General features: G+C 41.5%; 10 protein-coding genes and 1 other RNA gene. 3 read left to right on the top strand and 8 right to left on the bottom strand.

What is annotated here, in order from left to right; genetic code table 11:
• Positions 1-239 precede the first annotated feature (239 nt).
• From ACP7BU_RS07720 to ssrA, 5 genes are all read right to left on the bottom strand, one after another.
• Entirely contained in the window at positions 240-1,202 is a 963-nt protein-coding gene (locus ACP7BU_RS07720) for a hypothetical protein (RefSeq protein WP_086044080.1), read from the bottom strand.
• Between the two features lie 42 nt (positions 1,203-1,244).
• Positions 1,245-2,246 carry an inovirus-type Gp2 protein gene (locus tag ACP7BU_RS07715; RefSeq protein WP_086044915.1) on the bottom strand — a complete coding sequence of 334 codons (1,002 nt, stop codon included), beginning with the start codon at positions 2,244-2,246 and terminating at the stop codon, positions 1,245-1,247.
• Positions 2,247-2,621: 375 nt separating this feature from the next.
• The gene (locus ACP7BU_RS07710) at positions 2,622-5,000 is read right to left on the bottom strand and encodes a hypothetical protein (RefSeq protein WP_425879594.1); all 2,379 of its coding nucleotides are present in this window, start codon (positions 4,998-5,000) and stop codon (positions 2,622-2,624) included.
• Between the two features lie 230 nt (positions 5,001-5,230).
• Complete coding sequence (locus tag ACP7BU_RS07705) at positions 5,231-6,364, bottom strand: tyrosine-type recombinase/integrase (RefSeq protein WP_425879592.1); 1,134 nt, start codon at positions 6,362-6,364, stop codon at positions 5,231-5,233.
• A gap of 182 nt (positions 6,365-6,546) precedes the next feature.
• Positions 6,547-6,905, bottom strand: a transfer-messenger RNA (tmRNA) gene (gene ssrA, locus ACP7BU_RS07700).
• 130 nt (positions 6,906-7,035) lie between these two features.
• Between ssrA and glpK the strand changes: the two genes are divergently transcribed.
• Positions 7,036-8,520, top strand: a complete 1,485-nt coding sequence (gene glpK / locus ACP7BU_RS07695) for a glycerol kinase GlpK (protein ID WP_425879590.1) — start codon at positions 7,036-7,038, stop codon at positions 8,518-8,520.
• Positions 8,521-8,598: 78 nt separating this feature from the next.
• On the opposite strand, the gene ACP7BU_RS07690 is transcribed toward glpK, so the two are convergent.
• Positions 8,599-9,096, bottom strand: a complete 498-nt coding sequence (locus ACP7BU_RS07690; protein WP_004646146.1) for a thioesterase family protein — start codon at positions 9,094-9,096, stop codon at positions 8,599-8,601.
• A 105-nt stretch (positions 9,097-9,201) separates the two neighbouring features.
• Here ACP7BU_RS07690 and hemB point away from each other — a divergent pair, with 105 nt between their 5' ends.
• Together hemB and thiO are read left to right on the top strand one after the other, a co-directional pair.
• Positions 9,202-10,215 (top strand): porphobilinogen synthase, encoded by a 1,014-nt coding sequence (hemB, locus tag ACP7BU_RS07685; RefSeq protein WP_425879588.1) that lies wholly within the window; start codon positions 9,202-9,204, stop codon positions 10,213-10,215.
• A 15-nt stretch (positions 10,216-10,230) separates the two neighbouring features.
• Positions 10,231-11,355: a glycine oxidase ThiO gene (thiO, locus tag ACP7BU_RS07680; RefSeq protein WP_425879586.1), complete on the top strand. Its 1,125-nt coding sequence runs from the start codon at positions 10,231-10,233 to the stop codon at positions 11,353-11,355.
• Here thiO and ACP7BU_RS07675 read toward each other — a convergent pair.
• Entirely contained in the window at positions 11,344-12,249 is a 906-nt protein-coding gene (locus ACP7BU_RS07675) for a TIGR01777 family oxidoreductase (protein ID WP_425879584.1), read from the bottom strand. The genes thiO and ACP7BU_RS07675 overlap by 12 nt on opposite strands.
• Positions 12,250-12,405: 156 nt before the next feature.
• On the bottom strand, positions 12,406-12,864 hold the full coding sequence (locus ACP7BU_RS07670; protein WP_425879779.1) for an ABZJ_00895 family protein: 459 nt from the start codon (positions 12,862-12,864) through the stop codon (positions 12,406-12,408).
• Positions 12,865-13,219 lie beyond the last annotated feature (355 nt).

Here is a 13,219-nt window from a genome sequence, read left to right as displayed (position 1 = left end):
GCAGAACGAAGAAGGGTTGACAGACTGGTAACAAAGAAACCAGCACGCGCAAGCGCGTCCCCCCTCCGCCCTACCGCAAAGAAAGGGGGACGAACGGGTCCACAACATGCAAAATGAAATTTCACATATTGTCTTTGTTAATGGGTCTGTCAAAACCCGCTGACGATGTAGATCAGCAGGCTAAGGATAATCTGCACGTTGTAGAGCGTCAAGCAAGTAAAGGGATATGATATAAAATTTTAGCGTCGCACTGGTGCGCCATCAAACCATTGAAAAGTTTTAGGATAAATACAGATTCTATTCGGAAGTCCATACAGTCCCGTTTGATTTTCGGGCATTTTATTTAACGCACCCAGCGGACATTGTGCTTCTTCTTGAAGAATTCGATCAATCTGAAGTGCTTGCTCAGCATCCAAGCTAGCATGTTGATGATTCTCTTCAGGACACATGCATGCCCCCATATATCCAGTCACCTTCAGCCAACGCTCCCTGATATCATTACAATATCCAAGAGAGTCAGAATAGAGCGATCGGTTAAACGTTAGATAAAAATGAATAATGTAGCGTTGCTGCGCAGCATCCCGCACAATCTGATAAAAACGATAAACCACCTGTGTTCTATACCAAAATGCTGTAGCTAAATTTTTTTGGAAATTTAAAAAATATCGATATAACTGTTGTAAATCGCTAATTTCATTCCCAACTTCATTTAAAGTTAGTTCGAGTTTCAAATCTACAGCATCAGGGTAGATCTGGCTTGTATTGCAATAAGACACTCTCAACTTTTCAATCCGCTTGTCGTATCGCTCATTCTGCTTATTCATTTCTTTAGATAAACAGGTACTTTCAAACAGCATTCTCAATCTTTTTAAGATCTTTTCCGTATAGAAAGCTGAGGTTTTATGCGCTGTCACTTCTAAGAGATTGAGCTGTTCTTCTCTTAATACGCTACAGTAAGCCTGAAAGAACTTATCCACCCAAAATGAAAAGCATAAATGCTCGTTCATACAGGCCGTCATCATTCTACGCCACCCCGTAAAATAACCAGACAGCTTTCGTTTAAACTCCTGATCTATGCTTTTTCGATGCTCCTTATATTCAACACCTTCGGGGATTGGGGTAAATCGAATCCTTTGGTAATACTCTAAAACATCCTGTTCCAAACGGGGTGCTATAATAAACTCAAACTCTGAATGACTCATGTGCTGTCCTATGAATTAATTGACTTCATAGAACTGGTATGTTCATATTTTTTTAAACCAACTCTCCCTTTCCAGCTTTGCTAAAGCGGTTTGACCATTCCAGTCTTTGATTTTCCTATTTGCATCAGTATCAGGAATAGGACGGCCATGATGCTGATAATCCCCCTTATAAAAGGTTTTACGTCCTTGTAGTTTAACTAATAACATTTGGTCATATTTTTCAGGATCACTGAGATACGCAATGGCACATAAAGCATTATTGCATTGTTCCGGCCCCGTTCGACGAGTATCTCCAATCCCTAAACGCCCCTGACCCTCGTAGTTCTTTTTACTATCTGAATGATTGATGTTCCACCCACTCCCCCTGCCTAATGTAATCTCCTTCCACTTATCAATCACTTTCTTGGCAATATAATAATCATTATGATGTTCTGACTTGTTAATCACCAATCCCAAGTGAGTGTGAAACCCATTCGTTATGCCCTGCTCCAATGCGACTGCATAGGTCAACAGCGCATCAAAACAACCATTCTTATCAGTAATCGCATCACGTAGCTTATCGATATGCTGATAGAAGTCATGTACCGTAATATCTCTCAGGTTATCCTTGCTATAGCTCAGATCAACTCGAATCAGCAGCACTGAATAGTATCCCTTAATCGCACCCTCGAACTCCTCAAGTAGACCAACTCGATTCCGTTCTTTTTGGCTATAAAATCTTGTAATATCCTCACGGATGAGCCCTCGATGCGCATGCAAGATTCGTCTTACCCCCTTAATCTCACCTATAGAAAACTCTGATAGATATTCACCAAAACTGAGCATTCCACGCTGGCTATTAACAAACTCAGTGACTGCGATAAATGCCCTAATCGATGCTGCGTACTCAACACCTTCCTGTTTAAATACTTCAAATGCACTCCATAAGCGTTCTAGATTGAAAATAAACGCTCCATTCGGCATATCCAAATTAAGACATACGTCGACAAAGGTATGAATGGCATACATGACGCCTGCCTGATGATCTAAATCGAATTGAAACACTTTAATTTCCTTAACTATGATTAGCGTCATAGTTAAGCAATAGACTTATTTTTTTAAGTTAAGTCATGATCTAAAGAAGGCATATATAACTGATCAAGTGTTAGCACATATCTAATGACGATTTCATTCTGTCGAAGTTACAAACCAACAGGTCAATTCAGCCAAGGAGTCCATTCATTTTTACTTTATCTATCTGTTATTGTTATAGATATAAATGTAATATTTATTGGTAGTTATATTATCTATAATAATAGAAAAAACCGCCTTATTGTATGAACAACCAACATAGCCTAGCCGCATAATCCAACTTTCAAACTCTCGACAAGGCTATTAGATTTTAAGATTTGTTAATTACGATAGTTAAGTCATAAAGTTCTATTTGCGCTTCTTGTAGACCTTTATTCCTTTTACAACTTTTTTTTGGGAAATTGGTGTAAGTGTAAAATATTGAAATCTATGGCTTACTTCATAAAACCACTTATACACCATTTCATTTGTGGTCTCTTTAACTGGCTGTAAATTATTAAAATTGATAATTTCCCATTGTGTTGGAATTTCTTGTATACCAACTTTTGCAATGTCATCCTCACAGTTCTGATTATATCTATCAAATACAGCTTCTAATTTTGAAAAATACTTCTGCTTAAAAGTATGCCCTAAAATTTCTGAGGACTGGTCATACTCGACATAGTGTATGTCTAATGAAAATAAAATCTTAAATTGATACTCTCTTTCCCCAATATCCACATTTTGAAAAACACACCAATGGCCTAGATAAGCATAGATTTTTGACCCTTCTGATTTTTTCAGTAAATCAATTGCATTACGGACTTCAGAATCTATGGCTCCAAAATTTTCAACAAAATTAGAACATTTCACTTTAAATCTGATAAAAATATGTGTCCCATCAAAGCCTTTATGTTCAGACCAGTAATTTATATAAGACCGATAAGCTTTTTTACTTTGAGCTTGCTGGGAAGTTAATGTTGCTTGAACTATGCTGTTTTTATTTTTTACTATCAGCATACTTTTTATGTAGTTACATCGATTCAAGGATCCATACCCTTTTTTCAGTAACTCTGGAGCACTCTCTAAAAGCTCCCCCAAATCGTTTAATAAGATATAACGAATATTTTCTATTAGTTGTGATCTTTCCTCATAAGGGGATACGACCTGTGTATGAAACCTATCTCTATTGATTAAAATTGATTTGATAGCAACATAAAGGGTTAAGACTCTAATACTAAATATAAAGCCATATTTAGCAAAAATTGCACTTAAACCATCAAAATGTGTTTTTAGATCAACAAATTCAAAGAACAATTCATATAGCTGATTAAGGTCTGTTCCTACAGATCTAGTCCCTCCGTGCGCTGGCTGAGAAATACCTTGCCTCCATTCTCCTACAATATAGACGAACATCTCTGTTTTCATGAGAAAATCGAACGACTCATTTGCAAAGTCTGCTGGATAAGTTCTTTGCAAATCATTTGCCAAAAAACCATAACAGGTTTCAATTTCCTCTAATTTTTTTTTCACCATTTGAGTCAGAGTGAACTTTTTAGCGATCGTACTGAAAAAATTTATTGTGCTACTTTTAGGCTTTTTTACAACCTTACGCTTTGTCTTGAAGCTTTTTGTATTAAATGGAATCAGTTCGTTTTTAGGATCAGGATAGTAATGTGCATTACCACCAGGTAACTCTTTGCCTGCAACCATGACCTTAAATAAATTAGTCTGATTCGCCATGTAATTCAGTGTAAATCGTACAAAATTAGTATAGCGCGCAGAATCTTTCCTCAACATTCCCTCGGTCACAAGATTAGACCATTGATGATTTTCTACACGTTGCACATAAGGATGAGTAATTGTAATTTGACCTGGGTATGAACTATTTCTTTCATAATCTGTCAGCTCATTAAAGGTGCTATACCAAACTTTCTGAATTTGAGACGCCATCATTGATAAGGTGATGTGATCTTTATTCTTGAAGATGAAAATTCCAAAAACATTAAAGGTTGAATTCACGCCATATTCTATTTTGTTAAAATTGGTGAGCAACCCGTCTACGTGATCTAATTTTTTCAAAAATTTTTGTAAGTGTTTTTCACAGCGTTCTCTCGCATGTTGTAATGATTCAATAGAAAGACCAAGTACAAAAGAAGGTTTAGGATCTACATACAGCAAGTTTAAGCTTATAAACTTTAATGACTTTGAATATTTAAAACACGCATCCAATCGTTCTTTAAAATGACCAATACAATCATCCATATTGACCAAAAAATCATCTGTTACAAAAATATGCTGGCGGATGAAGCTAGATGATTTTGTATCAATATTTTCTCTCGGAAAGTTACCTTTAATAAGTTGGCTTAAGTAATGATCGATTTTTTGTCGAAAAACATCTGGATACAGAATTTGAGCTGGTAGAAAGAGAGCACCATTCAAAAGTGAGCCCAGAGGTATCTCAGATCTACATTCTAAATTGCCCCTCGGAACACCAACACTATTGTAAATAGAATCTAGTAGTTGGTTTTCAAACTGATTGGAAATATCTTCCCCATAGGCTTTTAATAAGCTAAACTCGTAAAGACACTGAAGCATTTGCCACCGTGAATTTGACAGTGGCAATCTGTTTTCACATTGAAAATTCGAATCACTATAATAAAAATCACTTTTCCTGATTCTCCTCCAAAATCTAAAAATCTCAGAAATTTCCTTAATCCGTTGTTGGCAACTAATCTGCTGAATCACCACTATTCCCCCAAAAATAAATTAAAACCTATATCGCTTTATTACCAATCTTATTTTCAATTTAAGACCCTATCTTCACTCTATCAAATTTTATTTTTAAACACACCCTAACCATCAGAAATTTAAATTTCATCTTTGCTTAATTCACCAATAAGTGTCTAAAAGACATCATTCAAACGTAAAAAAACGGACATCATGTGTCCGTTTTTTCAGCTAATAGTATTGTTTGCTTAAAGCCATTCTTTAACCTTTTCCCCATACCACTCCATCAACCCTACCCTCTCATCCCAGTATTGCGCTCGGTTATATGCAGAGCGAATTCTATTCTGAGGTACATGAGCAAGCTGACGTTCAATTGCATCAGGATTGAATAAATTTGATTCATTAAGCACAGTACTGAATAAAGATCTAAAACCATGTGTGGTCATCCGACCTGCATAGCCCGAACGCTTGATTACGGCCAAAATAGACTCGCTACGCATAGGTTCTTTGTTATTTAAACGATGTGGAAATAGCAGTTCCTGATTATGAGTAAGTCTCAAAGCCTGAAGCTCAGCAATCATCATGTCCGTCAACGGCACACGATGCGGAAGTCGATTCTTCATACGCTCTTCAGGGATATCCCACTTACGTCCTTCTAGATCAAATTCTTCCCAGCGTGCTTGCAGCAACTCACTAACCCGAACGCCTGTCAGCATGATCAGAATAATGGCATGATGCGTTTGAGCATCACTTGGGTAAGCTCTTACCTTTCTTAAAAATTCAGGCATTTCAGAGGCCGAAAGCGAAGCCAGGTTTTTGACTCGTTTATTCTTGAGGGCATAAACTAAATCACCTGCCGGATTGTCATAGCGGTATCCATGGGCAATAGCGTATTTCATGACCATCCCGCAACGAGATAAGGTACGTTTTGCAATTTCAAGTGAGCCTCTTGCCTCAATCTTCTTAATGATTTGCAGAATCTCAGGAGCCTGAATCTGATTAATACGCTTATTAGCAAGAGCAGTATAAAGCTCATCCAATGAAGCTCGTACATTACTAATATGTTTGGATGACCAGGTTTCTTTTTGATTATTGAACCAATCTTCTGCAACTTCTTTGAAATAGGGCTTTAAGTCTTCATGCAATACTGAACGTGAGTATCGATGCTTAAGCTCGTATGCAAGTTCCCTTGCCTTTTTTAAACTTAAATCCGGATATGGGCCAAGCGATTCAGACTTACGTTCACCATGGACAGTGACGCGCACATTCCAATATTTTTGACCTTTGGTGGTAATGATTAGAGATAAACCATGTGAATCTGAAAGACGATACTGTTTGTCTTTCGGCTGTGCTTTTCTGCATTCAGTATCTGTAAGTGGCATGTCGATTACCCATAATTGATGTATTAATTTCTGGGTAAATTTTCCCAATATTTACCCACAAAGAGCAAATATGGGGTCAAATGAGATCAGACAATATCGGACAAACAGGCATAAAAAAAAGCCTCTAAACGTTGAGTTTAAAGGCTTTTTTAGATTCCGACGGATTACTTCGGAAAGAATTTTGGTGGAGGTGGCGGGAGTTGAACCCGCGTCCGCCAGCACTACGCTCGAGAATACTACATGCTTAGATATCGTCTATTGTTTTAACTCTTTGTGACCCGACGAACAGGGTACAAATCGCGATCCTCTTAATTTAGTACAAAGCCCCGAGGCTTGGCTTTATACGGACTTGTGTGCGTGCGCTTCAGTCGGACTCTCTAACCACAAGTATTCGGAGAGGCGGACAAGCTGCCCTTAGGCAGCTAGAGCGTATGATTCGTCGTTTGCGACTAAAAAATGCAAATTTGATTTACGAGAGAAAATGCGCTCTCGGCATGCATCTATGAGTTTCATCACCAGCGTCGAAGCCAGAAACACCCCCAAAGTACAAGGCAATCATAGCATAAATGTCAAAAATTACGATGTATTTTCTGAACATTTACACAACTTGATGCGCTTAATTACATTATTGCGCTAATATTTTACTTTTCAAGCCAAATAACAGAAAAATTATGAGCTATTTACTGGCACTAGATCAGGGAACTACGTCAAGTCGGGCCATTATTTTTAATGAACATGGACAAGTTCAGGCAACGGCTCAACGTGAAACGCATATCCACACCCCACATTCAGGCTGGGTGGAACAGGATGCACAGGAAATCTGGAGCTCACAGATTGCGGTGGTACAGCAAGCTTTAGCGACTGCAGGTATTCTGGCAAAAGATATTAGAGCCCTTGGCCTGACTAACCAGCGTGAAACCACTGTAGTCTGGGATCGTCGAAACGGCAAACCGCTCGCCCCGGCAATCGTCTGGCAGGACCGTCGTACGTCTGATTGGTGTAACCGGCTGATTGAACAAGGCCTGATGTCCAAAATTCAGCAAAAAACAGGCTTACGGATTGACCCTTATTTTAGTGCGGGAAAATTGGTCTGGTTTTTAGAGCATGTCGAGGGAGTACGAGCACTCGCTGAACAAGGCCATGTGGCATTTGGTACGATCGATAGCTGGCTGATCTGGAATCTGACCCAAGGCGCAGAGCACGTCATTGAAGCCAGTAACGCTTCTCGTACCGTGTTGATGAATCTGCAGCAACAGTCGTGGGATGAAGAGCTACTCGAGCTGTTTAATATCCCTGCTTCGGTCTTACCGAAAATTATTTCTTCTGATTGTTATGTCGCTGACACTGCTTCTGGCTTACTGGGGGCCAATATTCCCATCACCGGCATTTTGGGGGATCAGCAGTCTGCCCTCTTTGGCCAGTCCTGTTTTGAGGTGGGCAGTGCTAAAAACACCTATGGTACTGGCTGCTTTATGCTGTTCAATACCGGACATAATATTCAGCTTAGCCAGAACAAGCTGCTTTCTACTCTTGCCTGGCAAGCCCAGGACCAAACTACCTATGCGCTCGAAGGCAGCGTATTTATGGCTGGTGCTGTAGTGCAATGGTTACGCGATGGCCTCGGAATTATTCAAAAAAGCAGTGATGTGGAAAAACTGGCGCATCAGGTCGAGCATAGTGACGGCGTGGTTCTGGTTCCCGCATTTACCGGACTGGGCGCGCCGCATTGGGATAGTGAAGCACGTGCCTTACTCTGTGGCATGTCACGCGGTACGACCAAAGCGCATATCGCTCGCGCAGCATTAGAATCAATCGCCTTTCAGGTATCGGATGTGCTCAGTGCGATGCAATCTGATATTGCACATCCCCTTAAAGAACTGCGGGTTGATGGTGGTGCCAGCAGCAATGACATGCTAATGCAATTTCAGGCCGATATTCTGAATGTACCGGTACTGCGTCCGCAAATGCTGGAAGCTACCGCCTGGGGCGCAGCCGCTATGGCCGGATTAAAAGCTGGCGTATTTTCCGACCTGAATGAAATTTCCCAGTCCTGGCAGCTGGACCGTGCTTTTGAACCCAAAATGCAAAATGACGAAAGAGAAATGCATTTAGCCAAATGGCAAAATGCCTTGAAACGGGCTAAATCTGATCTCTAAATCCTCTAGGTTCATATTTGATCATCATAAAAAGCACTGTTAAACAGTGCTTTTTAGCTTCCTCAATTCACGATTTCATTAATAGGCATAAGACGCAATCGCTGTTGCAATCGCCTTATCTTCATCATTGACCATGGTCATGCGCATGGTGCAGCCCTTACGCCCCAAACGTAAGGTTTCTGCACGTGCAATAAAATATTTGCCACGTCCAGGCGCCAGATAATCCACCCGCATATCGACCGTCGCCAGACGCGACACTTTTTTAATGGTATCTGCAATCGTTTCCGGTTCAGCTTTTTTATACAGTTCGCCCATGGCCACAATACCACCGACGCTATCCAGTACAGTTGCAGCCAGACCGCCATGCAGAATCTGGAAAGCCACATTACCAATCATGAAATCCTGCATTTCTACATAGGCCTCAATCTGGCCCTCGACCACCCGCATGGTCATGCCGTTATGCTTAAAAAAAGGAGAGCTATTAAAAGCATGTACCAGCTGGTTCAGGACTACATCAATATCCACTTTCGAGCCCAGATGTATATTACCGGTCCAGTTTCTCTCTGTCTTACTCATCACTTTGCCCGAATCCACCACAATAAAAAACCGCTAATTTATGCCCAAAAATTTGAGTTAGGGCTACAATAGAGGCCTAGTTTAATACTGATTACTGAGATTTTTATGACTTATACGTTCAATCGTCCCGCGTTTCCTGCAACTCGCATGCGTCGTATTCGTAAAAATGAACATTTACGTTCGATGGTTCGTGAAACCCATCTCGCGGCAGATCATCTCATTTATCCAGTATTTGTCCTGCCAGGACAAAACCAGACCCAAGATATTCCAAGTATGCCGAATATCCAGCGTCTGTCAGCGGACTTGTTGTTAAAAAAATCAGAACGTCTACTGGAACTCGGTGTCAATAAACTGGCGCTATTTCCGGTCACCCCACAAGAAGATAAAAGCCTGACTGCAGAAGCTGCGTGGCATGAAGATGGTCTGGTACAAAACACCTTGCGTTTATTGAAAAAAGAACTGCCAGAAATGGTGCTGATTACTGACGGCGCATTAGACCCGTATACCACGCATGGTCAGGATGGCATTATTGATGAGAACGGTTATGTCTTAAATGATGAAACGGTCGAGTGCCTGATTAAACAGGGCTTGAGCCATGCCGAAGCCGGTGCAGATGTGTTTGCTCCAAGTGACATGATGGATGGCCGGATCGGTGCGATTCGTCAGGCCTTTGAGCAAAATGGTCATATCTATACTTCGATCATGGCCTATTCAGCCAAATATGCATCAAGTTTCTATGGTCCGTTCCGTGATGCAGTCGGTTCTGCCAGCAATTTAAAAGGCGGCAATAAATACAATTACCAGATGGATGTTGGTAACCGTGCTGAAGCCCTGCATGAAATTGCGCTGGATATTCAGGAAGGTGCAGACATGGTGATTGTTAAACCGGGCATGCCTTATCTGGATATCGTCCGCGAAGTCAAAGACACTTTTGGCGTACCAACCTTTGTCTATCAGGTCAGTGGCGAATACGCGATGCTGGCTGCGGCAATTCAAAATGGCTGGTTATCTGATAGCGTCATTTTAGAATCATTGATGAGCTGTCGTCGTGCCGGTGCAGATGGTATCTGGACCTATTTTGCTGAAGAAGCTGCGCTTAAACTGAAAGACATGAAGTAAAAGGATTTCGGCGCAATGCATATTGCCATTGTCGGCGCTGGCATCACCGGTTTGATGTCGGCGCTGGAACTGCTTGAACAGGGATGTTCTGTTACCCTTTTTGATCAACAGGCCGCCGGACAGGCTGCATCCTGGGCTGGAGGAGGAATCCTTTCCCCGATGTATCCCTGGCGTTATCCCGCTGCTGTAAATGCTCTGGCTCGACATGCCAAACCCATGTATCAGGACTGGAATCAAAAACTGCAACCTTTCACTGGCATCGATTTCCAGATTCATGAAACAGGTATGCTGATTTTTGATGAATCCGATTTTGAAATCGGTTTAAGTTATGCCAAAACACATCAGGATCCGCAGCAACAGGCAGAATTGCTTGATCAGGCTAAACTGCAACAGATCAATCCAAGAATTAATCAGAGCAAATTCAAGCAGGCGATTTATTTCCCTGAACTGGCGAATATCCGTAATCCACGGTTATTACAGTCGATCATTCACTATTTGAAGCAGCATCCTCGTGTCACCTGGCAAGAAGACTGTAAAATCACTCGGCTCAATATTCAGCAAGGCTGTGTAAAAAGTATCTCAGATGAACATAGCCAGGTTTTTCAGGCAGATCAATATGTGTTCACAACCGGAGCATGGTCGCAACACTGGTCACAGCAACTTGGTTTGGAAATTCCGGTACAGCCGGTTCAGGGCCAGATGCTGCTGTTTAAAACGCCAGAAAACTGGCTGCCGACCATGTGCATGCATAAGGTGATGTACCTGATTCCACGTCAGGATGGACATGTTTTATGTGGTTCCAGTATGCGTCAGGTCGGTTTTGACACCTCGCCTTCTAGCGAAATCCGGCAGGATATTTTACAGGCGTGTATCGAGATGGTACCGGAACTGGCAGATTTTCCGCTGGTCAAGCAATGGGCCGGATTAAGACCCAGCTCACCCGATGGTATTCCCTATATTGGCAAAATTCCCAAGCTATACAATGCCTGGGCCAATTTTGGACATTTCCGGAATGGTTTATGCATGGGGCCGGCATCAGGCAAACTACTCGCTCAACTCATCCTTAAAAAAATGCCAATCGTTGATCCAGCTCCTTATGATCCTGTCCGTTTATTAGAGCCCAGTCGTTTAGTGCTTTAGGATATTATCCAGTGCTTCTTTCAGAGTTGGATAATGAAACTGGAATCCAGCCTCCTGCAAGGCTTTGGACTGTACATACTGACCGTTTAAGACCAGTTGTGACTGTTCTCCCAGCATCATTTTCAGACTGCATGCGGGTAGTGGAAGTAAGGGTTTGCGCTTCAGAATCTGGGCCGCAGTTCGTGCAAACTGGGCCTGACTACTTTTTTCTGGCGCGACCACATTAAAGATCTGCTCGGCTGTATCCTCAAGTATCAAGAATTCAATCGCTCGCAGTACATCGTCTAGATGCACCCAGGTCACTGGCTGACGTCCATGACCAATCCGCCCGAACAGATTCAATTTAATCGGCAATAGCATCTGCGGAAGAATCCCGCCACCTTTGCCAAACACCACCGCAAAGCGAACAATCTTGGTGTTCTGGTTAGTATAGGACAAGGCCAGCTGTTCCCACTTTGCACAAAGTTCAGACATAAAAATATCTTGTGGCGGACTTTGCTCCGTGCAGACCTGTTCCCAGCGCTCATTGGGGTCAATGCCATAATAACCAACGGCCGATGTTGAAATAATTCGTTTCGGTTTAAGCTGATTTTTTTCTAAATAATCAAAAACCTGTTTGGTGGTGTCTAAACGGCTATCCAGCAATTTCTTTTTACGCGCTGCCGTCCAGCGGCCTTGACCAATGCTTTCGCCAGCCAGATTGACCACATAATCAAGCTGATGCTGTTTTAATTCATCCAACTGGTTAATCCAGTGAAAGTCCGGATGTGGTTCAGGTTTATTTTTCTGACGGGTCAGACCAATCACCCGATAATCACGATCCAATAAAAACCGTACGAGATGACTGCCAATAAAACCACTCGCTCCCGTCACCAGCACTACAGGTTTATACATCAGTCATTCTTCGCCTTATTATTTTCTTGGTTTAAATTATACGCCACTCATCTTCAGCTTTTTTAAAGCAGGAATATTTTTGTAGTGGAGAATTTGTATCTTTCATCATTCAATCAATTTATGAAGATCGGCTGTCACACAATGATTCATCAATACTCACTGAGGCGAATGGCCAAACATTTTCTCTGCCATACGCTGGGCCTGCTTGCCATAAAACCAGTACGTCAGCAGATACAGCGGAATCGCAATCATCAAAAACATGATCAGCACAATGCTCATAAACTGTGGTTGCTGTAGATACAGCAGAAAGTCCTGCCAGGCATTCGGATTGGAACGGGTGGCGATCACAATACCGAGCAAGAGAAACAATAAATTATAGCCCCAATAAATCAGGCTAAAACCGAGCGTGAATTTTTTACGTTCTGCCTGGGTCGGCGCACGTTTTTGCTGTTTTAGAAATTTAAAAAGCACCCAAATCATGGCTACCAGATAGGGAATAATCGTCAAGATTGCCCCCATACCCATCGGTAATAGGGCTGCCACCACACCACAAATACAGGTAAAAACAAAACAGATAAAGAAAAACCAGGTAAAATAACGACTTAGTGGCAGCATATGCATGACTCGGTGATCTTCAACAGGTGAGTATAAAAAAAATTAAATTTTTTTTCATTTTATTGTCAACCATCCACTAGAGGGTGACGTTATATAGAGTACAAGGGGCAAAAATTTGGACTGGCATCCACGAATTTTTGCTGACCTTTAGAGCTAAAGCAATAAGTCTTAGTGTACAGGAAAATTTTGAATAGCAGCCAAAATCTTCCTGTAACACAAATTTGACCGACGATTTCATCATCACTCGAATCGTCGGTTTTTATTTTTTAAAATCCCTATTTTTAACATCTGAGGGCTTGCAGAGCCTTTAATATCTGATGATCCGGATACAACCGTCCATTAATATCCATACTGA

Origin of the sequence: Acinetobacter sp. 40AMC3-4 (assembly GCF_049898185.1) — a bacterium.
Lineage (GTDB): Bacteria > Pseudomonadota > Gammaproteobacteria > Pseudomonadales > Moraxellaceae > Acinetobacter.
Note: the sequence above shows the minus strand (reverse complement) of the source record. Positions and strands in the feature narration are given on the sequence as shown.